Below are 22,867 nucleotides of genomic sequence, written 5' to 3'. Positions count from 1 at the left end.
CATTGTCAACACTTACCATAAATAAAAAATAACCGTAAGCTTGAAAGAGATACTCTTTCCTAGCTTACGGCTTTTAATTCATTCCTAGTTCTTAATTCAAACACGATATCATAGTCCAAAAATAGCGTTTATCGGAGGCTCAGTATGACCACCCGGATACATTAGATAAAGCAATACATACACGAAAGTACCCGTTATTGCTGTAATAAACCAAATAATTGATGTTACCCTGCCCCACTTACGGTGCTTAGTATACTTCTTACGGTATCCAAGCGTTAGCGTCGTAATTCCAAATACAGCAGCTACTGTAGCAAGCACGATATGGAACAGTAAGAAAGTAATATAATATGGTTTTAAGCTATCCGGCCCGCCCCATACTGTATTGCCCACGAAGATGGATCTAGAAACGTAAACGATAAAAAAGATAATCGCAGCTACTGCAGCAAAAAACATGACCTTTTTATGCTGCTCAAGTTGACGCTTAATGGCCAGTCTCCAACCAATAGCTACTAGAACTGCGCTTAACACGATAAAGAATGTACTTATTGTCGGCATAATATTATAACTATTCAAGTTTTCCCCACCTATTGTAAAAGAAATTATTATTACTTAGCCGTTCCGGTATTCGGCAGCTCATCTTCCGTATGCTCACGCTTAAACCATATTTTGAAAATGTAAGCGAGTATAATACCATACATAAGCTCCTGAACAAGCTTCATCACGATACCGCCTAGCTGCTGATCCTCAACAACGTCCATCATATTAAAAAATTGCGGACCGCTAAATTCTTGTAACAACCAGCTCGTATCCCCTGGTATACAATAACCCATCGCTGTTGCCCAAACGTTAGGATCACTGTAAATCGCGTACAAGGAAGAGTCGGAAAATATAATTAAGGCACACGCAGGCGTAAGCAACATACCATTTGCGAACACATACCCCATTTTCTTAAGATCAGTTAGACGACTCCATCCTTTGACAGGAGTTGCAATTTGCCACCACATCAAAAAGGAGGTTAGCAATAAAATAGTGTAATAAATACGGTGCATCGTAAAATGTGTCATTACATAATCATGAACCATAGGTATATGGTAGATGGAAAATAACATATTAAACAGTACTAAAGAAACAATAGGATTCATAAATAGTCTTAGCTTCTTCCAAAAGCTTGCAGAAAACATTTTCCGCCATAAAAACTCAGGGATACCAAGCAAAATGAGCGGCGGGACAATTAAATAAGAGACTGACATATTGATCATATGAAAGGTAAACATCATATGTCCTAATAAATTTGATGGGCCGCCCTGAACAAAGTAAAACAAAAAAGCTCCGGACACAAACATAGTTTTTTGCAGCCATGTTGCAGCAGGTGCATGTGGAGCATGCTTCTCCCGCCATGGACCTATCAAATAGAAATATAGAATAATAATCGCAGCAGTTGCGAATAAGAACATCGGGGTCCACATTTCTTCAAATCCGAAATATTGTAAGCCAAGCATTGTCGGATCTCCTTTCACTTGCAATAAGCTCATTTTTACAAAAGAGGAGGGACCCAACCTTGGGACCCTCCTCTTTTCTATTTTAAAACGATGGAATTACCACCAAGCCCAATATTCGGCCATGATGACACATGTGAAAACGATAAAGACTCCGAATAGAATCCCAATAATCGGGAAGATATGACCGCGATCCTTCATATGCATCCAGAAAGCCATCTGTACGAATACCTGTAGCAGCGCTGTTCCAACTAAAACGATGTAAATGAAGTCTTTGTTTAGTTCTCCACTCATTACGGTTGCAAATGCAATTAACGTGAGCAAGATAGAGAACAAGTAAGAAATTACATGTTTCTTAGGTCCTTCAACCTTATGACGCTTGGTGCTTTCCTCTGTGGCAGAATGATTGTTCGCCATTGATTAGCCCACCTTCCCCATCAAATAAACGACGGTAAAAATGAATACCCAGACTACGTCGATAAAGTGCCAGTACATACCAGCTACATACACTTTTGGTGCAGTAGTGGTGTTCAAGCCGTTTTTCATCAACTGGCCGATAATTAACGAGATCCACACGATACCTAGGGCAACGTGGGCACCATGGAAGCCGACAAGCGTGTAGAACGACGAGCTGAATGCGCTCGTTGTAAAACCGTGGCCTTCATGCACATAGTGGTAAAACTCATAAATTTCAAGACCAAGAAATCCTAGTCCAAGTACGACTGTAACAATTAGCCAATTAATTAAAGCTTTCACTCTGTGAGTGTGAAGAGCATGAATAGCGAACACGCTCGTCAAGCTTGATGTTAACAATATAGCTGTTGCTGCTGCTACCAGCGGCAGCTGGAACAACTCATTAGCAGTCGGACCACCAAGCACCTGGTCGCGAAGGGCTAAAAATACGGCGAATAGTGTACCGAACAATACGGTTTCCCCGCCTAGGAATAACCAAAACCCTAGTATCTTATTGCGTCCCTCGAGGGTCGCCTTCTCGGGCTCATGAGGCAATTGCCCTTCTACATGCGAATGCGCACTCATGCTTTCCCCCCCTTATCATGCAGAAGCTCTTCTACTTCAATATGGAAACCATGATCAGGCTTCACAGAACGAGTGATCATACAACCGAATGTAATTAGCAAGCCAATCCCGCCAAGTACATAACCCGCATTAAGTGAACCTAATTTACCCCAGTCCGGTGCATACATGAAGCCGAAGCCTGCAATGAATAAACCTAAGGACATAAGGAATGGCAAGATAGAAGCTGATGGCATATGAATTGGACCAAGCGGTTCAGCAGGTGTCATTTCACTATGACCATCCATCTTTTCTTTCCAATAAGCATCATAACCGCGAACAAGCGGTGTTTGGATGAAGTTATACTCAGGAGGCGGGGACGGAATCGTCCACTCCAGCGTACGACCATCTTCCCAAGGATCTGCTGGCGCATTTTTCGGCTTGAATGCCGTTACTGTAACGTTCAGCAAGAAGAAAATGGTGCCAAGTCCCATAAGGAACGCGCCTACCGTACTAATCATGTTCATTTCATTAAATCCTAGTCCGTCGAGATACGTCCAAATACGACGCGGCATACCGAGCAAACCAAGGAAATGCTGAATGAAGAATGTCATATGGAAGCCTATGAAGAATGTCCAGAACGTTAACTTACCGAGTGTTTCGTTAAGTACTCTTCCGAACATTTTTGGCCACCAGTAGTGAAGACCTGAGAAAATACCAAGAATCAAACCACCGACGATAACGTAGTGGAAATGCGCGACTACGAAATACGAATCGTGATACTGGAAGTCAGCAGGTGCTGCTGCTAGCATTACGCCGGTAACTCCACCCATAACGAAGGTCGGTATAAATCCGACAGCAAATAAATTTGCTGACGTAAATTTAATTGAACCGCCCCACATCGTAAACAACCAGTTGAAAATTTTAATACCTGTTGGTATTGCAATAAGCATCGTTGCTATCGAGAACAGCGCGTTCGCAATCGGTCCAAGACCTGTCGTAAACATATGATGCGCCCAAACCATGAAGCCCAAGAAGCCGATTAGGATTGTAGCGAATACCATCGAGCTGTAACCGAATAACCGCTTACGTGAAAATGTACTAACAACCTCAGATATAATACCGAAGGCCGGCAAGATGAGGATATAAACCTCAGGATGCCCAAATATCCAGAAAATATGCTCCCACAGTACTGCGTTACCGCCACCTGAAGGATCAAAGAAGTTAGCGTCAAACAGTCGATCAAACATAAGCGCGACTAGTCCAACCGTAAGCGCCGGGAAAGCGAACAAGATAAGCGCCGACGTAGTGAATGAAGCCCATGTAAACATCGGCATACGCATGAATGTCATGCCTGGTGCACGCATATTAATAATGGTTACAAGGAAGTTAATTCCTCCGATTAACGTACCAATACCCGCAATCTGCAAGCCGATTACATAATAGTCAATACCGTGATCACCATTGTAGGTTGTTCCGGCAAGCGGAGCATATGCCGTCCAACCCGCATCAGGCGCGCCACCGGCGAACCAGCTGACATTCAGCAATACTCCGCCGAATAAGAAGGTCCAGAACCCAAGAGCGTTAAGGAAAGGGAAAGCTACGTCACGTGCTCCGATTTGGAGCGGAATGACTGCATTCATTAAAGCAAATATCATAGGCATTGCTGCTAGGAATATCATTGTTGTTCCGTGCATCGTAAGCAGCTCATTGAATGTACCTGCACTTACAAATTCATTCAACGGTTTCCACAGCTGAATCCGAATTAAAAGCGCTTCTAAACCGCCGACTAGGAAGAAAAATCCTCCTGTTATCAAATACAAAATTCCGATTTTCTTATGGTCAACCGTTGTCAGCCAGTCCATAATGCCGCTGTAACGTTTGACCTTATGCGTATGCGCATGCGCCAAAGTAGGTACCTCCTTCAATCACCGATAAATTATTGTTCGTAGTCAAGTTTCAATTCCGATAAATATTTTGCAATACCATCGAGTTCTTGTTCAGTTAAATTATATGCGCCAGTCATTTGGTTACCCGGTTTTACTTTCTCCGGATCTTCGATCCAACGTTTTAAATTCTCATAAGTAGAACCCTCGTTTGAATATTTCGGATCATCGGTGTTGATAAGTATACCTCCGACAGATTGACGACTGCCGATACCTGTCAAGTTAGGGAATGCTGGTCCACCCATATCGCCGACAGCATGACAAGTTAGACATTTGCTCTCAAATGCCGCTGCAATAGCGGGATCACTTGGTAGAGCTACCGGCTCTTGTATAGCCGCAACCCAGCGATCAAATGAAGATTGATCTACCGATTTAACTTTAAAGTCCATTAAACCGTGAGAATCTCCACATAACTCGGCGCATTTACCTTGGTAAACGCCTTCTTTTGGTGCTGAGAAGTGCATCTTATTTACGTTAGAGTTAGGGTTTGTATCGATTTTACCTGCAAGTGATGGAACCCAGAACGAGTGAAGCACGTCTGCTGACTTCGCTTCAATCGCGATTGTTTTTCCTTTCGGAATAATAAGTTCCTGAGACGTCTTAATTCCATATTGCGGGTATTCAAACTCCCACCAGTATTGATGTGAAGTTACGATAACTTGTACAGCGTCTGGATCCTTACTGTAATCTTTAGCCAAATTAAATACAGATTGTACCGTAGGAACACCAAGAATAATTAGCATGATAATTGGAATAACTGTCCAAATAATCTCAAGCTTATGGTTTCCTTCAACTTGCTTTGGAATCGTCTTGTCTCCCTTGCGTCTGCGGAAACGAATAATTACAAACAAAGAAATCGCAAATACGACAATAATCACGATCGACATGAGAATTATCGCCAGCTTCATCAGTCCGAATTGTTCTTCCGCTACAGGTCCCTGAGGATTAAGCGTAGATAAATCTTCCCGTCCGCAAGCAGATAGCACCAATACCATCATGGCCATTAGCGGCGCAAGCCGTTCTACAAATTGCCACCGTTTCATTATTAATCAACCCCACTTTTGACTTTTTCACAGCTGCCTGATTTCACGTGGCAAGCGGCCAACTGCGTATATCACAGATGTTATTAAAACCCTGCAACTTAAATCACTTTATTAAATATAAAGTTGAAGCCCCTTTTTGTCAATGTTCCACAGAGAGTTCACAAATTGTTCTCAAAGCTGTCAAAAATCGCATCACTACAAGGATTTTTAGCTTTTACCGCAGTAATGAGAAGCCTATCCAAACGGCTCCATCTCTATCCTACATTGTGCACCAAACCCATGGTCAATTATGTATGATGCATAAAACGTATAATTATTTCGATCTGACAAACCCTAAAGTTATTATTAACTGAATGGGGGTCCGTTCTTTATGATTAAACGAATGGCTGCGCTGTTGCTGTCTGCCGCTGTATTAACAGCCGCAGCTGGTTGTAATTATCAGGAGCTCGTCCAGAAAAGCGACACCGATTACGGAAGCCGCAAAGCGAATGATCCAAAGATGATCCACGGCAAAACGTTTGGTTCCTTGTCGACAAATCCGAACCAGCATCATAACACTTTTTTTGAATACAGCTCCAACATATCTCAGAAAGTGTCGAATATTAACGGCATAGCTTCCGCTAATGTCATGCTAACCGATAAAAATGCTTATGTTGGAATTATGCTGGATTGGACGGCGGTCGGTACTCGTAATTCGGGTGGTACAGAAGAGCAAAATAACACCCCCTCTACAAAGGGTCTTAAAAATAGTGATACCGGGAACCCTTATCGGGAAGACGGCATGCTTGCCTGGCCCTCTCAATCCTATTTCTCAGTCAATGATATCAATAATCTCTCCGATGAATTGAAAAATACAGTCGCGCTTAAAGTACGCAAGCTCGCTCCAAATGTTCAGGAAGTACACATCTCGGCTAATAAGGAACTGGTTAATTACTTTAATGAATTTGCTAAGGAAGCATGGGGCGGTCGCTCTTTAATGCCTTGGATCGATGATTTTAACACCGTTGTTCAATACCATTTTGCAGGTGGAAAAGTGATGCCCGTACCCTCAAGCCAGCTTAAAACAAATCGCCCAATTGATGCTTCTAACGGCTCGAAAAACGAATCGTTTCCTATTAAATAGAAAAATAAAAATGGGCTCTTCTATGTGAGGAGCTCTTTCGTTTATCCCAAGAAAATTTATTTCATTTTATAATGCCAAGTCTTTATACTATACTTATTGCAACAATCAGCTGAGAGGGGTAGTAATCATTGAGTTCTACTAATTATGTTCCGAAAGAACCAGAAGTTATCGCATGCAATATTGAAAAAACATTAGATGTCATTGGTGGCAAATGGGCATTTCTCGTACTGAGAGAGCTGTTCTGCGGTACGAAAAGATTCGGAGAATTACATAAGCTTATACCGGCGGTAAGTCCTCGCGCGCTAACAAGCACGCTCCGTCATCTTGAGGATAAGGGCGTGCTTGAACGCAAAGTATTTCCCACCGTACCAGTAACCGTTGAATATACACTAACGCCTAAGGGCGAGGATCTTCATCATATCTTGAAAGAAATGAAGCTATGGTCGGCTAGATGGACATAGCTTTGAGCTAATGTCTTGGCAGCTCTTTTGACAGTTGATCCGGCATGGAATGGAAGCTTGCTTGGAATCTGTCCAACGCATTCTGATAGATGCGCCGGTCACTCTCATTTCGAGATTGCTGCTCAAGACGGCGCAGCTCCGCTTCATACTGCTCCATTAAATAGCCGACTCGCTCCTTCGGCTTCGTCTGGTCATTTTTCTCCTGCTTGCTTTCTTCACCCGTCTGGATCGACAATTTACCATTACTATCGATTTGAGCGAGAAATATATCTTTCTGTTCCAATTTTTTTCGTTTGATTTCATGATCTAGCCATTCCCTATTAAAACCTGCGTTTTCCAATGCGTCATTCAGAATTACACCATCCATAATGATGGTCTGAGCCTCATGCTCTTTGCCGACTCTCCAGCCCATCAAATCTGATGTGAGAGGTTGATATTCCTTCTTAAGCAACACGTTAATTTCACCTGTTGCCTCCATAACCGCAAACTCCACATCCGCTACACGGTACACATCCTTCATCCGAAGCTGCCCGAGCAATTCATCCAGTGTCAGACGTTCTTTGTGCAATTCATGCTTAAGCAATTGCCCGTCTTTAATTAAAACGGTTCCTTTACCGTCTACAAAATCTCTAGCAGCTTTGCTTTTCATCGTTAAAAATTCCAATCCAATTGACATGGCTACCCACACTGACATCGATACTATGCCCAAAAACCATAAATTATCAAGATCGAGTGACACATAAGCGGCTATATTGCCGATTGAAATTCCTGTTATGTACTCAAACAGAGATAACTGAGAGATTTGGCGCTTACCTAAAATTTTTGTGAAACCAAATAAAACAACAATCGCTAATATCGTTCGTAGAACAATTTCTAACCAATCCGGCATTTTGCTCCCCCTTTACCTCCCTATAATGTCCAGATTATCCAAAGTCATTCGGTTTATCAAAAAAGAGAAAAATAAGATGTTGCATTCTCATTTCAATTATAGTATTATAGAAATAATGTATTATATTTAACCCCTGCAAATCCCCAGTAAGATTCAATGTTTTCCTCAGATTTTGATTTCTTTGCTGTTAATTCCCAATCATGTTTCGTGCTGTATTTCTGATTCACACTGGCGCGGTCATCGGAGCCGCAAGGACGAGAGAGAGGTAGGGCTTTCGTTGTTTTAGGATGCGAGGTAATAGACAACTTAGTACACATGCAGTTTGTTGTTAACAAGGGGATTCCATACGACCTTTCATTTCGAAGAGGTTCGGTTAAATATAAGATACAAACAAGGGCTGTCCCATGAGCAATACCATTGCTCGAGGGACAGCCCTATCCAATTTATTCGATAATTGACTTAAGAGAAACGTGCCAGGAAATAGTTTTTCTTTCCTCGGCGCAGCACAATATATTTACCATGAAGTCTTTCTTCCTTCGTAATTATCGCATCCGTTTCTGTACGTCTCACACCATTGACATATACCGCTCCGCTTTCAATATCCTGCTTCGCTTGTCTTTTAGATGGAACCGCTCCTACTTCAATAAGCAAATCCATAATATGGCTTGATTCTTGATCAGCAAGCTCTGTAGTCGGCATATCCATTAATGCTTCCACAAGCTCTTCTTCACTCAAACTTGTCACATCGCCCGAGAATAAAGCATGTGTAATCTTCTCAGCACTGATGACAGCCTCTTCGCCATGGACTAAACGTGTCACTTCGCGAGCTAATTCCCGCTGAGCCGCACGTTTCTCTGGATGCTGCTCAAGCTCAATCTCTAACGCTTCAATTTCGGCGCGAGTTAAGAAAGTGAAATATTTCAAGAACTTGATCACATCGTTATCGAAAGTGTTGATCCAGAACTGATAGAACTGGTACACAGAGGTTTTACTGCGATCCAGCCATACTGCGCCTGATTCTGATTTGCCAAACTTCTTGCCGTCACTCTTCGTCACGAGAGGCATTGTCAGGCCGAAAGCTTCGTCTCCTCCCAATTTTCCGATTAGATCAAGCCCTGCGATAATGTTGCCCCATTGGTCGCTTCCTCCAACCTGCAAAGCACAGCCATGCTTTTGCTGCAGCATGTAAAAATCGTATGCTTGCAAAATCATGTAGCTGAATTCGGTGAAGGAGATGCCATTAGCTAGACGTGAATCGACCGAATCCTTTGCCAGCATGTAATTAACTGTGAAATACTTTCCAACGTCTCGGAGAAATGTTATGACATCTATAGACCCGAGCCAATCATAATTGCTTACTAGCTTGGCAGCATTATTACTTGCATCAAAATCAAGAAACTTGGATAACTGACGCCCTAAGCTGTTCGTCCATTCCCCTACCGTATCAGCTGTGTTGAGTGAACGTTCTGTTGAGCGACCGCTCGGATCGCCGATTAATCCTGTCCCACCGCCAACAAGCGCAAGCGGTATATGGCCAGCCTTTTGGAAGCGGCTCAAGCAAAGAATCGGCAGTAGATGACCGATATGAAGACTGTCAGCCGTTGGATCGAAGCCGCTATATAGAACGACACGATCGTTTTGCAGCTTTTTCAGCAAGCCTTCACGATCCGTCATTTGATAAATAAGCCCGCGGTATTCCAAATCCTCTAGAAACTCATTAGCATTTTTTATTGCGATATCTTGCCCCATTCTAATTACCTCCGTCATTTGGATTTTTAACACAAGCGTAAACGGCTGCCTCGGAGATATATAAGCATATTTATAAATGAAAACATAAAATGCTTATATATCAAAAAAAGACCCGCCCCTGTCATAGACAGGGACGAGTCATCGTGGTACCACCCTAATTGAAAATACCGCGTAAGTATTTTCCGCTCGAATCGGATAACGGCCGACACCCGTCTCACCCTTCTGCATTCGCGCAGTTTCGGATAAAGATGCTCCAGGATGTAATTCACGCTCATTCTGTACCGGCTTGCACCAACCGCCGACTCTCTGGAATCTCGAGATGAACGCTACTAATTCCCTTCATTGCTTTGTATTCAGTTCATTGGTTTCATTGGATACACTTTATAACAAATAAAGACTCTATGTCAACCCGTGAATATTACCTAGACAGCGTTACTCGCTAACCAAATTATTCCTCATAGATCATCTTCCTCGTCATTCCACCATCAATTGTGATGTGAGTGCCTGTAACAAACTCGTTTCCTGGGGCAGTCAAGTATAAACAAGCACGAGCAATATCCTCTGGTCTGCCGACTCGCTTAGATGGATGCTGTTCATGATCCACTGGACGCAGCTTGCCATAATCCCCATTTTCTATCCAACCTGGGCAAATGGCATTAACCGTTATACGATCCTCTCCCAAGGAAACAGCCATCGCATGTGTAAGTGATAAAATTCCACCTTTGGAGGCCGCATAAGCTTCTGAGTTTGGCTCTGACATTATCGCGCGCGTTGAGGAAATATTTACAATCGCCCCTCCGCCGCTTGTCTTCATAATCTTCGCAGCCTCCCGAGAGCATACAAAGGTACCTCGCAAATTCGTATTCACAACATCGTCCCATTCCTCAATCGACAGTTCATATGGAGACTTCCAAACTCCAAACCCTGCATTGTTTATTACAATGTCCAGTCGGCCCAACATGATTTCAACATCCTGCAGCAGCTGCACAATATCTTCTGGCTTGCTCATATCCGTCACAAACGATAATGAGTCATACCCTTGATCTTGCAAAAGTTCGGCCGTTACCTCCAATCCATCCTCGTTTTTGTCGACAATTACGGGAAGCGCGCCACGCTCCGCATAAGCTATAGCAAGCGCGCGGCCTATTCCTGCACCGGCGCCTGTTATAAGAACGATTTTATCGTTATGGTTTAATTCCACTCGTGTTCCTCCTTCGTTAGCCGAAGCTGTCCTTCTCACTCATGTGCATTAATCAACGGAAACCGTATAGTCAATAATAAAGGTTTCATCTTTTCGCTGAAATTGGCCCCATATTTTGTAGAGTCCCGGATCCGGGAAGGTCGTTGAGAAATCAGCTGTTGGCCCGCTCCCATTATTATCCGCCGGATGCACATGCAAATAACGATTCAAATCCTCGTTTAAAATAACGACATGGCCAATCGCACCCAAATACGGCTGTAGATCTGTAATCGGCTCCGTCGTTTTCGCATCTTTGAAAGAGAACGTCAGTGCAGCCTCCGCACCTGCCTTTAACGATGAAATGGAAAGCGATGCTTCTATTTCGTTCTCTACTTTCTTCAATGAAGAATCCTTAGACAATGGCTGCTCAGCACGCTTCTCTCCAGCAACCTTCACTCGTGACGTTACCGTTGTCTGGGCAGCGCCTTTAGGAATGAAGTCAGCGAATAGCTTGTAAGTTCCGCCTGTAGCAAACTCCGTTTCCACTTCAAACTTCCCTTTTCCCCTGTACTCGGGATGAATGTGGTTAAACTCGGTTAAATCATCTCTAACAACAATAAGATGCATCAGCTTCTCATGATTATTTTCGAAATTTTCAATGGGCTTACCCGATTTATTATATAAAAACAGCTCGACCCTTGTCTTCTCTCCCGGCTTTGGGCGTTCAGGCGAATAACGCCACTCCAGCTTCAAGTCGTCAGCCGGCATGCCCTCTGACGACTCACTGCTATGTCCAGCGTGTTTGTCTGCACTTTCATTTCCTCCTGCTTTCACCTTGCTTGCATGATCATCAATGGCGCCATTTACGGCCTTTGTATCATTTTTCATATTATGCTGGTTATGGTTGTTGCCGCCAGCGCTTCCGCAGCCTGCTATTATCCCAGACAGCACAATTATAACAGCAGCAGTTGCGTATCGTTTGTACATTACTTTTTGCCAATTATAACTCCTTAACATATGTACTCCACTCATCCTTTCATTCTTTCCATTCGAATTCAAGTCCCTATTAGCAATTGTTACCCAATTACCTCTATCGAATCCCAAAGCTCATGACAAGCCCTTCAACATACCTCTACTGGATATGTCGAAGCACAAAAAAAATGGAGGCTTCATTCAGCCTCCATTCAATATCAGTAGTTAAAATACTATTAAACAACGTCGTAGCCTTGGTCTTCAATCGCTGCCTTAATCGTATCGAGCGTTACTTTCGTTTCATCATACTGCACAGAAACCTTCTTAGTCGCCAAATCTACGGTACCGCTAGCACCTGCATTTACGAGCGCCTTCTCCACTGAGCTAACGCAATGTCCACAAGTCATACCCTCTACCTTCAAAGTTGCAATTGCCATTGTTCTATCCCCTCTCAGCCTATTTCATTAATTTATTTACTGTAATAAGCAATTCATCAATAACTTCACTCTCGCCTGCCTGAATCCGATCAACAACACAGCTTTTCATATGGCCTTCAAGCAGCAGTCTTCCAACGCTATTCAGCGCCGACTGCGCAGCGGCTATTTGGGTCAGCACATCATCGCAATACGTATCTTTCTCGATCATCGCCTTCACACCTCTAATTTGTCCTTCAATACGATTGAGGCGTGCAGTTAGATTCCCTTTCGTCTGAGCGGAATGATGGCTCTTGCGCGATGCGTTAAAATCACAGGAGGTATCCGCTGCTTCTCCATGCTTTGAAGTACAGCTATTGGTTTCAGAATGTTCCATCTAACATACCTCCTCGGGGTATATGCTGCTAATCACATAATAACATACCCCTAAGGGGTATTCAAGAGACAAATTATCATTATTTTGTTACTGTGAAAGTACTATTCATCTGGAAACTTATGTGCTACGATTCACGTATTCAGGTGTAGATCGAATGGTATTTGTATCGCTCAATTTAACAATAATCGAGAGGATGGATCATCATGAAACAACTAATTAATTTCGCACATCGAGGTGCAAGCGGCTACTGTCCAGAAAATACGATCGCAGCATTCGCAAAAGCTATAGAGCTAGGAGCAAGCGGCATCGAAACCGATGTACAATTAACTAAAGATGGTAAAATCGTTATCATTCATGATGAGTCATTATCACGCACTACCGGGCTAAAACAACTTATAAAAGATACTCATTCTGACGAACTTTTGAACCTGGATGCCGGCAGCTGGTATGATCCGCAATTTAATAACGAACGTATCCCGACACTACAGCAGCTGATGGAGCTGCTCCAGCCTACAGATCTCCAGTTAAATATTGAGCTTAAAAATGGCTATTTCCCTTACCAAGGCTTGGAGCAGCTGGTTATCGATATGGTACGTGAGTATCAGATGACCGACCGTGTTATTATATCTAGCTTTAACCATTACTCCCTTGTGTTATGTAAACAGCTTGCTCCAGAAATTAGAACTGGCATCTTGTATATGGAAGGCCTTTATCGTCCATGGGACTACGCCAAGCAGCTGCAAGCGGATGCGCTTCACGCATACAAATTTGCCGTTACACCGGAATGGACAGCGGAAGCTGCCGCAAATGGTATCGCCTATCATCCATTTACAGTGAATGAAGTGGCTGAAATGGAAAAATTAATCGACGCCGGTGCAGCTGGCATTATTACTGATTATCCAGATCGACTGGTTGAGGTGCTTAAAAAGAGAGGAGCACCTGCGGAATGAAAAAAACGTGGTTGCTCGGCTTTGGTTTTTTCAGCATCAGCATCACATGGGCACTGTACAATGCATTTGTCCCGTTTTTCCTAGAGAAGTTTTTGACGAGCATCACTTTAATAGGCTTCATGATGACAATCGACAACTACTTTGCGATGTTTTTGCAGCCATGGATCGGTAACCGAAGTGACCGTACGAATACCCGTTTTGGCAAAAGAATGCCTTACCTCATTATCGGTATGCCGCTCGCCGCTTTGTTCGGGGCACTCATTCCGTGGCATACCGGATTGCTCACGCTAGTCTTATTCATGATGCTGATGAACCTGTCGATGAGCTTATATCGGTCTCCAACCGTCGCGCTCATGCCTGACATTACGAAAGACGGCAAACGGACACAAGCTAATGGCATCATCAATTTTATGGGCGGCATCGGCTCCATTCTTGCTTTTGGAGGGGGCGCGTTATTGTATGATAAGCATGAATCACTCCCTTTCTTCGTTTCGTCTGTTTTAACCCTGATTTGCTTATTTATTCTGATCTATGCAATTAATGAAAAACGAGATTCAATCTCCTACACACCAGCAGAGCAGAAAACTTCAATTTCGTTTAAAGGAGAAATGAACATCCCGACCGTTTTCTTGCTAGGCGCCATCTTTTTCTGGTTCCTTTCCTATCAAGGCGTCGAAGCTTTGTTCACCCTCTATGGCAAAAATCATTTACAACTGACAGAAGGTCAGTCTTCATTCTCTCTTGCCTTCTTCTCACTTGCATTTGTTGTCGCTGCAATACCCGCCGGCCTCTTAGGAAAGCGCTTCGGCAAAAAGCTTATTATTATGATTGGGGTCATTGGACTTATAAGCATATTTGCTTCTATATCTTTTGTAGATGCCTTAATTCCGCTGCGTGTTATGCTTCTTATCGGAGGGGTCTTTTGGGCAATGATTAATATTAACTCCTACCCTTTTATCGTAGCGCTTGGCAAAGAACAAAGCATCGGTACTCGGACAGGAATTTATTATTTGGTATCCTCTCTCGCAGCGATCGCTTCACCGCCGCTAATGGGGGGGCTGATCGATTTATTCGGTTATAATGTGCTGTTTTACGTAGCTGCGGGCGGAATGGTGATTGCCTTGTTATTCCTCTTTGGTGTAAAAGATAAAGGGATCTCAAAGTCACTAACAACGGAAAATGCATCAGCAATCAATTAAAAGAAGTGGAGCTACCATTCTGGCCTTTGTTGAGAAGCATAAACAAAAAATCAATCCTGGTCCGGATGACCTTGTAGCAGCGGAAATGACACTTGTCATTGCTGGTGAAAGAAAACAGATTAAGCAGCTTAAAGAACTTTTATTAAACGGCTAATTTTCACAGGACAACATTCAAAAATAAAAATGCGTCCACACTATATAGTGGACGCATTTTCATTTTAACTGCTGCTTTATCTCTAGCCGTTCTATTTGTATTTAAACTAATGAATGCTGCCTTTGCTGAAGCCGCCACCCATTACGTCAGATACATGCTCAATAGCGATGAATGCTGAAGGGTCTATAGACTGCACGATCGACTTGAGCTTCGCCAGCTCCAGCCTCGACACCACACAGTAAATAACTTCGGTTTCATCCTTCGAATAGCCGCCGCGCGCTTGAAGCAATGTCGTTGTTCGACCTAAACGATCAATAATTGCCTGGGAAATTTCGTCGTATTCACTCGAAATAATGGTCACTGATTTCGACTCGTCGAGACCTTCCACAACGATATCAATCAATTTAATGGCGATATAATACGTAAACATCGAATACATCGCAGAATCCCATTCGAATACAAAGCCCGCAATTACGAATATAACAACATTGAAAATCATAATGACTTGCCCAACAGGCATACGAGACTTCTTTGAAATCAATATGGACACGATTTCCACACCATCAAGAGAGCCTCCAAACCGAATAGCGAGACCTACACCAGCTCCTAATATAAGACCGCCGAACAAAACAGCGAGCAGCTTCTCTTCGGTAAACGCCTCAACATGATGCAATAATGAAGTCGTAACAGACATAACCACTATTCCATACAACGTCGAAAGGGCAAACGTTTTACCGATTTGCTTGTAGCCTAAAATTAGGAAAGGAACGTTAACAAGAAACAAGAAAATACCAAGCGGAAGATTTGTCAGGTGCGCCAGCATAATCGATATTCCGGCAATGCCGCCATCGATAACATCATTTGGAACGAGAAACAATTCTAATGCTACGCCCATCAAGATCGAACCAATTGTAATAAATAAAAGCCTTTTCAATATCTCTAATAAAGATAGCCCTTTGTGTGTCGCTGCCAATAATTCAACCTCCGATTCTATTGAGTTTCAATTTAATAATTTTATCATAAAAAAAGAAATTTTCAAAAAACGGGATTCTAATCACAAAATAAAAAAATTCAGTTAAAAGATTTATCGACTTAGTTAAACGTGTAGGCGTGTTTGACTAAGCAACTTTAATCCTCTAAAAATATGAAATAGGACCAATCAGAAAGTACTGGTTGGCCCAATAAAGCTTAATATGGTATGACCCAGATCCGTACTTGCTGGGTACTGCAATGAATCTTGAATTACGCATAATGGCAAGAAGCATAGTGGCCTTTACTCACTTCAAGCAGCTTCGGCTCATCCACCTTGCATTTCTCAGTCACTTGAGGGCAGCGTGTATGGAACTGACAGCCTTTCGGCAGGTTAATCGGGCTCGGCTGTTCACCCTTCAGCACTATGCGCTCACGCTCCGCTTCCACTTGCGGATCCGGTATTGGAATCGCGGACAGAAGAGCTCTCGTGTAAGGATGGCGAGGATTGTCGTAAAGCTCGCTGCTATCCGCCAACTCTACAATTTTACCCAAATACATAACCGCTACGCGATCACTAATATGCTTGACCATGGACAGGTCATGAGCAATGAACAAATAAGTCAGTCCCATCTTCCGTTGAAGCTCCTGCAGCAGGTTGACGATTTGCGCCTGAATGGACACATCCAACGCAGAAATCGGCTCATCGGCTATAATAAACTTCGGATCTACCGCTAGCGCACGCGCTATACCGATCCGTTGGCGCTGGCCACCAGAGAACTCATGTGGATAACGAGTCGCATGCTCGGGATTTAGTTTGACCATATCTAGCAAGCCTTCTACCTTGCGCCTGCGCTCGGTACGACTACCCGCCAAATTGTGAATGTCCAGCGCCTCTCCAATAATGTCCGTGACCGTCATTCGAGGATTCAATGACGCATATGGGTCCTGGAAGATCATTTGCATATTGCGGCGCAGAGACTTTAACTCTGAGCCGCGCAGCTTGTAGATGTCCTTGCCATCGAACGTAACACCACCACTTGTCGGCTCATATAGACGCATGATTGTGCGGCCAGCTGTCGTCTTCCCACAGCCGGATTCGCCAACGACACCTACAGTCTCACCCCTTGCGATGGAGAAGCTTATTTCATTCACTGCTTTAAGAATATTTCCTTTGTCAAGATTGAAAAATTTGCGAAGATCGTTGACTTGAACTAATGGTGAAGTCATGCCGGCACCTCCCGATTCGCGCCCGAATGCAGCATCCAGCAAGCTGCTGCATGAGATTCACTTCCCTTGATACCATGCAGATCAGGATCGCTCTCCACACATACTTCCATTGCCTCTTCGCATCGCGCACAGAAGCTGCAGCCTGCTGGCGGCTGAATCAGATCCGGTGGTGTTCCAGAAATTGGAATGAGAGGTTCGTCCTTCTTCCGGTCAAGGCGAGGCAAGGAGCGGAGCAAACCGCGCGTATACGGGTGCTGCGGGTTCTGGAAGATCTCCCATTTTGTGCCTGTCTCCACTATCCGGCCCGCGTACATGACGATGACTCGGTCGCATACGTCAGCAACGACACCTAGGTCATGCGTAATTAGAATAATTGATGTGCTCATCTTCTCCTGCAATTCTTTCATGACGCGCATAATTTGCGCTTGAATCGTAACGTCCAGCGCCGTCGTTGGCTCATCTGCGATTAGTAAGGAAGGATTGCATGCCAGCGCAATCGCAATCATAACTCGCTGACGCATGCCTCCAGAGAATTGGTGAGGATATTGCTTAACCCTGGATTCTGGATTAGGTATTCCGACAAGAAGGAGCATTTCAATTGCTCTTACCCTCGCTTTTTCCGAGTTTAGGTTCTGATGCTTGATTAGCCCCTCCATAATCTGATTGCCAACTGTCATCGTAGGATTTAGCGATGTCATAGGATCTTGAAAGATCATACCGATTTTGTTGCCGCGCACCTTCTGCATGTCTTTCTCCGATAGGGTTAGCAGCTCCTCCCCTTCGAACAAGACAGAGCCACTTTTGATCCTGCTAGGAGGAGCAGGAATTAACCTCATAATCGATTGAGCCGTTACACTCTTCCCTGAGCCGGACTCACCGACGATCGCAACGACTTCCCCTTTCTTCACATCGAAGCTCACGTTGCGGACCGCTTGCACTTCGCCGCCGTATACATCGAAGGATACACTCAAATCTTTCACTTCCAGCAAGGTCTTCATTAAGCTTTAACCTCCTCTCAGCTAAACTGGTTGTTATTTTTTCAGCTTCGGATCGAACGCGTCCCTAAGACCGTCACCGAATACATTAAAGGCAAAGATCGTCAAGCTCAGGAAGAATGCCGGGAACATCAGTCTCCATGGGTAAATCGTCATCGCGCGGATTCCGTCGTCAATCATCGTTCCCCAAGAAGCGATCGGCGACTGAACACCAAGTCCAAGGAAGCTGAGGAACGCTTCAGTGAAGATCGCGCTTGGAACCGACAGCGTCAACGTAACGAGAATCGGCCCCATCGCATTCGGAATTAAATGACGGAAAATAATTCGCATCGCGCTAGCACCAAGCGATTTGGATGCAAGGGAGTACTCCTGATTTTTGAGCTGCATGATCTGACCTCGTACAATCCAAGCCATATTAATCCAACCCGTGATCGACATAGCAATGATAATAGTCAATAAGCTTGGATCCATGACCACCAGCAGCATGATAACAACAAGAAGATATGGAATCGCATACAAAACTTCTGAAAAACGATTCATAATCTCATCCACTTTGCCGCCGAAATATCCCATAATGCCTCCATAGATGATTCCGAAAATCAAATCAATTAAAGCGGCCACTAAACCAACGAACAGTGATATTCGAGCTCCCATCCACGTTCTCTCCAGTAGATCACGGCCAAGATCGTCGGTACCGAACCAATGTGCCATGCTCGGCGGCTTGTTCGTATTCGTCAGCTCGGTCGTATAATGATCGTTCGGGGATATGATAGGAACAAAGATGGCGCAAAGCATAATGACTACAATTATCCAAAAGCCGGTCATGGCCAGCTTGTTGCTAATCAATCTGATCTTAATGTCTTGCCAAGCGGTCAGGCTCTTGCGTCCAACCTCTTCCCCGCCGACATGCTCCCGCTTAATCTTCTTAAACATTCCTGGATCAAGATTGCCCACTGAATTGATGTCCACTCTTCTCGACATAATCTATTTCCCCACCTTTCCGCCGGACACCCTCATTCGCGGATCAACGAACACATAAGCGATATCGGCCAAGAAACGGGTTACCATCAAAATAACGGCATAAAAAATCGTGATGCCCATAATCAATGGATAATCTCTATCTGTTACACTCTGAACAAAGTACTTTCCGATTCCCGGTATACCGAAAATTTTTTCAATGACTACAGATCCTGTAATAATCCCAGCCGTAAGGTAACCTAAGTACGTAACAACAGGCAGCATGGAGTTGCGCAGCGCATGTCGCATGACGATCACATATCCGGAAAGCCCTTTGGATTTGGCCGTTTTAATGAAATCCGCACTTAGAACTTCGATCATGGTGGATCTTAGCAATCTTGCGATGAATGCGATTGGAGCAGCCGACAAGGCGATGGTCGGCAATACGTAATCCATAGGGCCATTAAGCCCTGCTACTTCAAAAACCCTTATCTTAACCGCAAATACATATTGCAGTAACGGCGCCACGACCAGGCTAGGGATGGCTAAACCGATTACGGCAATGATCATTGCGAGGTTATCCAAAAACTTGCGGTAATACATTGCAGAAATAATACCCAATGCGCTTCCTGCGACAACAGACGTAACAATGGCCGACAGTCCCAGCTTCAACGAATAGCTGAAGGAGTCTGCAATCATTTTGTCGACAGACTGAAACTTTTTCTTCATGGAAATGCCCAAATCGCCCTGAACAAGGTTTTTCAAATAGATTCCATATCGGACGATAGGCGGCTTGTCCAATCCGTAATACGCTTTCAAATTTTTCTGAATTTGCTCACTTGTCGCTTTCTCTGATTGCAACGGACTGCCAGGAACGGCGTTCATCAGAGCAAACGTTGCTGTGATAAGCAAAAACAATGAAAGCAGCATAAACATAAATTTGCTTAATATGTAGCGGACCAAGAGATCACCCACTCTCTATATCTTTAATAGCATTTCGAAAGGGTATATATAGAGACTATATATACCCTTCTGAAACCAGTTATTCTAAGTTAGCTGCTATAGATAACCAATAATGAGTAACCTACTCTTTGCTGCCGAACACCCAATCCAAATTACCAGAATAATCGGATACTACATTCTTAAATCCATCTTTGACCATCGTAACTGTCGTGTAGTAGTATAGCGGCAATGCGCCCATGTCGTCCGCGAATGCAATTTTCTCAGCTGCGGCAATTTTGTCCAATCCTTTTTTGATATCCGTAGTCTGTAGAGATTCGTCAAGCAGCTTTCCTACTTCTGGATTGTTGTATTTGCCGTCATTGTTGCCGGACAACGGGTGAATCAGGTCATATGTGAAGTTGATCGGATGGTTGAAGTCCGCTCCCCAGCCGGATCGTGCAATATCGAATTGACCGGCTTTTCTGGACTCCAGGAATGTACCCCATTCTTGATTGGCCATTTTCACCTCAACGCCCAGGTTGTTGCGCCACATGTCAACGATAGATTCCGCAATCGCTTTATGGCCGTCATCTGTGTTGTAGAGCAGAGTTATTTCAGGAAGTGCCGTCAAACCGCTGTCAGCCAAGCCTTCTGCAAGAAGCTTCTTAGCTTCTTCTATGTTCTCTTTGAAGTAGTCCGTGTCTGGAAACATTTCACGATAGGATTTTCCATCAAAGCCAGCGATACTTGGCGGTACTAGTGCGAATGCCGGCTGTTGATTCGCTTTTGTAACATTGTCGATCAATGACTGTCGATCAACGGACATTGCGAAGGCTTTACGTATCTTCGTGTTATTGAAAGGTGCTTTCGTCGTGTTGAACAGGTAGTAGTATGTCGAAGCGACTGTTTTGATATTTGCTTTTTTATCTTTAACAAGTTGAGGTGTCCTGTCAGTAGGAACAGAGCCTGCTTGAGCGCCAATCCAGTCGATTTTATCCGTTTCGAACAGGTTGAATACCGTATTTGTATCATTAATTAACGTAATCGTTACTTTGCTGAAATTAACTGCGGATTTATTATAGTATTCTGGGTTTTTCTCAAGCACAAGCTTATCCTCATGCTTCCATTCTTTAAGGAGAAACGGCCCGTTAGATACGATCGTGTTGGCTTCTGCAGCCCAATCGGGCTTGCCTTCAACCGTTGCTTGGTGAACCGGGAGGTATGTGTAGTGGGAAACTAAGCTGATGAAGTACGGAGTCGGAGTGTACAGCTTTACTTCTAATGTGTGCTCGTCCAAAGCTTTAACGCCCAGCTGATTCAGATCAGTAATTTCTTCTTTATTGATTTTTTCTGCATTTTCAAGGTAATAAAGCATGTATGCATAATCAGAAGCCGTTTCCGGTTTAAGCGTACGCTGCCAGGAGTATACGAAGTCGTTAGCTGTGACAGGGTCGCCATTGCTCCATTTCACATCGTCGCGCAAAGTGAACGTGTAAGTTTTTCCGTCTTCGGAAATCTTCCATTTTTTTGCGATTGCAGCTTCAGGCTCTCCGTCTGTGTTCAGACGAGTCAGCCCTTCATACAAACCCGAAGCTACGATACTGGACTGAGCATCCGTCATTGTAGCAGGATCCAAGCTTGGAGGCTCACTTCCTAGAGTGAAACGGAACTCTTGAGGATCTTGTGATTTTCCTCCGTTGTTTGTGCAAGCTGTCAACAACATACTGAACGCGATTACTAGAACCAACATAAATTGAGCTGGCTTCTTCAATCTCTTTTTCACATACATCAACTCCCACTTTTTAAATAATTTTTTAAAACTACTAGAATGGGTTAAGATGAATTGCAATAAACAATGTAATAAATATTGATACCCAAATAGGGGTCAATATAAGTTTCGCTAGACAATGCAGTACATGTTGATACCAATAATTCATATCCACATTTATACAATTGTCAGCAAGTATTTTTTCTGTAAAAATATATGCAAAACTTTTCGACTTATGTTTTTATTTGTCCACATTGAAATTATATATGTATAGGCATACTTTCCGTTTTCCGTTAAAAGCTTTAATGCATTAATACGTATTTGCATTACAACACATAAGCATTAATGCATATTTGCTTTAAATCACTTTTATTAAGCGCACAAAAAAAGGATCCGCTCACTTAAGGTGGCCACTGAAAAACCTGTGTATTAATCTTGTGAATCGAATTTATATTAAAATAGGCTGTCTACCATTCTATTCTGAATGGTAAGCAGCCTATTTTTCTTCTCTATCTTTTTCACTTCATAAGTGTCAATATTCTTTTGAGATTAACAGCGAATATGGTCATCGCCCATTGCATGTGCATGCCAATCAAACCCGAGGAAGATGCCACATCATACTGTGTCTATTTTTAGTTCGCTAAGCTCTGTTCATTTGATGCTTATCGAATACGATTTTGTCATTGATCCTTCTTTATAACACCCCGCTTTGGTGATTTCTGATTGAATCATGCTTTCGTATGCGTATTTCAAGGCATATAAGTGGGATAGATCCGCATGTAGAATGGATATCATACATTCAAACAGCTTATATTCCCATGTTTCAATGTGTTTGAATGGAAAAGATACAATCAAATAGGTTGTTTGAAGCTCTTTATCTGCGTAACAGGCGATTAGCTTGTATGAAATACAGTCTGGGACAAATACAACGTTTTTGAAGTGGAGTTGGTTGTATAAAATACAGTCAAATACGACAACAGAAGAAAAAAGTAGAGTAGAGTAGGCTGATCTCATTTTCTG

The 22,867-nt window shown here is 43.4% G+C and carries 23 protein-coding genes, 1 pseudogene and 1 other annotated feature; of the genes and pseudogenes, 5 read left to right on the top strand and 19 right to left on the bottom strand.

Annotated elements, in window-relative coordinates; genetic code table 11:
* Positions 1–108: 108 nt before the first annotated feature.
* From AC0YN7_RS20065 to coxB, 6 genes are all read right to left on the bottom strand, one after another.
* Positions 109–573 carry a DUF420 domain-containing protein gene (locus AC0YN7_RS20065; RefSeq protein WP_475811802.1) on the bottom strand — a complete coding sequence of 155 codons (465 nt, stop codon included), beginning with the start codon at positions 571–573 and terminating at the stop codon, positions 109–111.
* 32 nt (positions 574–605) lie between these two features.
* Entirely contained in the window at positions 606–1,499 is an 894-nt protein-coding gene (gene ctaG / locus AC0YN7_RS20060) for a cytochrome c oxidase assembly factor CtaG (RefSeq protein ID WP_475811801.1), read from the bottom strand.
* 96 nt (positions 1,500–1,595) lie between these two features.
* A complete protein-coding gene (locus AC0YN7_RS20055) occupies positions 1,596–1,913 on the bottom strand; it encodes a cytochrome C oxidase subunit IV family protein (RefSeq protein ID WP_475811800.1) in 318 nt (105 codons plus the stop codon).
* A gap of 3 nt (positions 1,914–1,916) precedes the next feature.
* Positions 1,917–2,534: a cytochrome (ubi)quinol oxidase subunit III gene (locus AC0YN7_RS20050; RefSeq protein ID WP_475811799.1), complete on the bottom strand. Its 618-nt coding sequence runs from the start codon at positions 2,532–2,534 to the stop codon at positions 1,917–1,919.
* Positions 2,531–4,375: a cytochrome c oxidase subunit I gene (ctaD, locus tag AC0YN7_RS20045; protein ID WP_475811863.1), complete on the bottom strand. Its 1,845-nt coding sequence runs from the start codon at positions 4,373–4,375 to the stop codon at positions 2,531–2,533. Before ctaD ends, AC0YN7_RS20050 begins: the two co-directional genes overlap by 4 nt.
* 74 nt (positions 4,376–4,449) lie before the next feature.
* Entirely contained in the window at positions 4,450–5,502 is a 1,053-nt protein-coding gene (gene coxB / locus AC0YN7_RS20040; protein ID WP_475811862.1) for a cytochrome c oxidase subunit II, read from the bottom strand.
* 367 nt (positions 5,503–5,869) lie between these two features.
* Here coxB and AC0YN7_RS20035 point away from each other — a divergent pair, with 367 nt between their 5' ends.
* Both AC0YN7_RS20035 and AC0YN7_RS20030 read left to right on the top strand, forming a co-directional pair.
* Entirely contained in the window at positions 5,870–6,622 is a 753-nt protein-coding gene (locus AC0YN7_RS20035) for a YhcN/YlaJ family sporulation lipoprotein (protein WP_475811798.1), read from the top strand.
* Between the two features lie 128 nt (positions 6,623–6,750).
* A complete protein-coding gene (locus AC0YN7_RS20030) occupies positions 6,751–7,083 on the top strand; it encodes a winged helix-turn-helix transcriptional regulator (protein ID WP_475811797.1) in 333 nt (110 codons plus the stop codon).
* A 7-nt stretch (positions 7,084–7,090) separates the two neighbouring features.
* On the opposite strand, the gene AC0YN7_RS20025 is transcribed toward AC0YN7_RS20030, so the two are convergent.
* The 6 genes from AC0YN7_RS20025 to AC0YN7_RS20000 all read right to left on the bottom strand — a co-directional run bounded on the left by AC0YN7_RS20025 (position 7,091) and on the right by AC0YN7_RS20000 (position 12,683).
* Positions 7,091–7,972 (bottom strand): DUF421 domain-containing protein, encoded by an 882-nt coding sequence (locus AC0YN7_RS20025; protein ID WP_475811796.1) that lies wholly within the window; start codon positions 7,970–7,972, stop codon positions 7,091–7,093.
* A gap of 459 nt (positions 7,973–8,431) precedes the next feature.
* Positions 8,432–9,721 (bottom strand): tyrosine--tRNA ligase, encoded by a 1,290-nt coding sequence (gene tyrS / locus AC0YN7_RS20020; protein WP_475811795.1) that lies wholly within the window; start codon positions 9,719–9,721, stop codon positions 8,432–8,434.
* Between the two features lie 126 nt (positions 9,722–9,847).
* Positions 9,848–10,073: a binding site (T-box leader), on the bottom strand.
* Between the two features lie 96 nt (positions 10,074–10,169).
* On the bottom strand, positions 10,170–10,922 hold the full coding sequence (locus AC0YN7_RS20015) for an SDR family NAD(P)-dependent oxidoreductase (protein ID WP_475811794.1): 753 nt from the start codon (positions 10,920–10,922) through the stop codon (positions 10,170–10,172).
* 48 nt (positions 10,923–10,970) lie between these two features.
* The gene (locus AC0YN7_RS20010; RefSeq protein WP_475811793.1) at positions 10,971–11,918 is read right to left on the bottom strand and encodes a hypothetical protein; all 948 of its coding nucleotides are present in this window, start codon (positions 11,916–11,918) and stop codon (positions 10,971–10,973) included.
* 191 nt (positions 11,919–12,109) lie between these two features.
* Positions 12,110–12,310, bottom strand: coding sequence for a cation transporter (locus AC0YN7_RS20005; RefSeq protein WP_475811792.1), 201 nt, complete (start codon positions 12,308–12,310; stop codon positions 12,110–12,112).
* Positions 12,311–12,329: 19 nt separating this feature from the next.
* The gene (locus AC0YN7_RS20000) at positions 12,330–12,683 is read right to left on the bottom strand and encodes a metal-sensitive transcriptional regulator (protein ID WP_475811791.1); all 354 of its coding nucleotides are present in this window, start codon (positions 12,681–12,683) and stop codon (positions 12,330–12,332) included.
* Positions 12,684–12,886: 203 nt separating this feature from the next.
* Between AC0YN7_RS20000 and AC0YN7_RS19995 the strand changes: the two genes are divergently transcribed.
* From AC0YN7_RS19995 to AC0YN7_RS19985, 3 genes are read left to right on the top strand one after another with little or no spacing between them, the layout of a single operon-like run.
* A complete protein-coding gene (locus AC0YN7_RS19995) occupies positions 12,887–13,633 on the top strand; it encodes a glycerophosphodiester phosphodiesterase (protein WP_475811790.1) in 747 nt (248 codons plus the stop codon).
* A complete protein-coding gene (locus tag AC0YN7_RS19990) occupies positions 13,630–14,832 on the top strand; it encodes an SLC45 family MFS transporter (RefSeq protein ID WP_475811789.1) in 1,203 nt (400 codons plus the stop codon). The genes AC0YN7_RS19995 and AC0YN7_RS19990 overlap by 4 nt, the downstream gene beginning before the upstream one ends.
* A complete protein-coding gene (locus AC0YN7_RS19985; protein WP_475811788.1) occupies positions 14,813–14,986 on the top strand; it encodes a cation:proton antiporter regulatory subunit in 174 nt (57 codons plus the stop codon). The genes AC0YN7_RS19990 and AC0YN7_RS19985 overlap by 20 nt, the downstream gene beginning before the upstream one ends.
* Positions 14,987–15,092: 106 nt before the next feature.
* On the opposite strand, the gene AC0YN7_RS19980 is transcribed toward AC0YN7_RS19985, so the two are convergent.
* From AC0YN7_RS19980 to AC0YN7_RS19950, 7 genes and pseudogenes are all read right to left on the bottom strand, one after another.
* Complete coding sequence (locus AC0YN7_RS19980) at positions 15,093–15,959, bottom strand: YitT family protein (RefSeq protein WP_475811787.1); 867 nt, start codon at positions 15,957–15,959, stop codon at positions 15,093–15,095.
* A 269-nt stretch (positions 15,960–16,228) separates the two neighbouring features.
* Positions 16,229–17,185, bottom strand: coding sequence for an ABC transporter ATP-binding protein (locus AC0YN7_RS19975; RefSeq protein WP_475811786.1), 957 nt, complete (start codon positions 17,183–17,185; stop codon positions 16,229–16,231).
* A complete protein-coding gene (locus AC0YN7_RS19970) occupies positions 17,182–18,183 on the bottom strand; it encodes an ABC transporter ATP-binding protein (RefSeq protein WP_475811785.1) in 1,002 nt (333 codons plus the stop codon). Before AC0YN7_RS19970 ends, AC0YN7_RS19975 begins: the two co-directional genes overlap by 4 nt.
* Positions 18,184–18,216: 33 nt before the next feature.
* On the bottom strand, positions 18,217–19,161 hold the full coding sequence (locus tag AC0YN7_RS19965; protein WP_475811784.1) for an ABC transporter permease: 945 nt from the start codon (positions 19,159–19,161) through the stop codon (positions 18,217–18,219).
* 3 nt (positions 19,162–19,164) lie between these two features.
* Complete coding sequence (locus AC0YN7_RS19960; RefSeq protein ID WP_475811783.1) at positions 19,165–20,100, bottom strand: ABC transporter permease; 936 nt, start codon at positions 20,098–20,100, stop codon at positions 19,165–19,167.
* Positions 20,101–20,221: 121 nt separating this feature from the next.
* Complete coding sequence (locus AC0YN7_RS19955) at positions 20,222–21,862, bottom strand: peptide ABC transporter substrate-binding protein (RefSeq protein ID WP_475811782.1); 1,641 nt, start codon at positions 21,860–21,862, stop codon at positions 20,222–20,224.
* Positions 21,863–22,365: 503 nt separating this feature from the next.
* Positions 22,366–22,558, bottom strand: a pseudogene (locus tag AC0YN7_RS19950) (IS5/IS1182 family transposase); the annotation flags it as partial.
* Between the last annotated feature and the right edge of the window lie 309 nt (positions 22,559–22,867).

The organism is Paenibacillus sp. J31R122 (assembly GCF_056269185.1).
Note: the sequence above shows the minus strand (reverse complement) of the source record. Positions and strands in the feature narration are given on the sequence as shown.

Coding starts and splice junctions, on each gene's coding strand:
- tyrS (WP_475811795.1), bottom strand. CDS start 9,721: ATGGGGCAAGATATCGCAATAAAAAATGCTAATGAGTTTCTAGAGGAT.
- AC0YN7_RS19985 (WP_475811788.1), top strand. CDS start 14,813: ATGCATCAGCAATCAATTAAAAGAAGTGGAGCTACCATTCTGGCCTTT.
- AC0YN7_RS19990 (WP_475811789.1), top strand. CDS start 13,630: ATGAAAAAAACGTGGTTGCTCGGCTTTGGTTTTTTCAGCATCAGCATC.
- AC0YN7_RS20005 (WP_475811792.1), bottom strand. CDS start 12,310: ATGGCAATTGCAACTTTGAAGGTAGAGGGTATGACTTGTGGACATTGC.
- AC0YN7_RS20000 (WP_475811791.1), bottom strand. CDS start 12,683: ATGGAACATTCTGAAACCAATAGCTGTACTTCAAAGCATGGAGAAGCA.
- AC0YN7_RS19995 (WP_475811790.1), top strand. CDS start 12,887: ATGAAACAACTAATTAATTTCGCACATCGAGGTGCAAGCGGCTACTGT.
- AC0YN7_RS20025 (WP_475811796.1), bottom strand. CDS start 7,972: ATGCCGGATTGGTTAGAAATTGTTCTACGAACGATATTAGCGATTGTT.
- AC0YN7_RS19965 (WP_475811784.1), bottom strand. CDS start 19,161: ATGTCGAGAAGAGTGGACATCAATTCAGTGGGCAATCTTGATCCAGGA.
- AC0YN7_RS20050 (WP_475811799.1), bottom strand. CDS start 2,534: ATGAGTGCGCATTCGCATGTAGAAGGGCAATTGCCTCATGAGCCCGAG.
- ctaG (WP_475811801.1), bottom strand. CDS start 1,499: ATGCTTGGCTTACAATATTTCGGATTTGAAGAAATGTGGACCCCGATG.
- AC0YN7_RS19975 (WP_475811786.1), bottom strand. CDS start 17,185: ATGACTTCACCATTAGTTCAAGTCAACGATCTTCGCAAATTTTTCAAT.
- AC0YN7_RS19970 (WP_475811785.1), bottom strand. CDS start 18,183: ATGAAGACCTTGCTGGAAGTGAAAGATTTGAGTGTATCCTTCGATGTA.
- AC0YN7_RS20010 (WP_475811793.1), bottom strand. CDS start 11,918: ATGTTAAGGAGTTATAATTGGCAAAAAGTAATGTACAAACGATACGCA.
- AC0YN7_RS20035 (WP_475811798.1), top strand. CDS start 5,870: ATGATTAAACGAATGGCTGCGCTGTTGCTGTCTGCCGCTGTATTAACA.
- AC0YN7_RS20055 (WP_475811800.1), bottom strand. CDS start 1,913: ATGGCGAACAATCATTCTGCCACAGAGGAAAGCACCAAGCGTCATAAG.
- ctaD (WP_475811863.1), bottom strand. CDS start 4,375: ATGGACTGGCTGACAACGGTTGACCATAAGAAAATCGGAATTTTGTAT.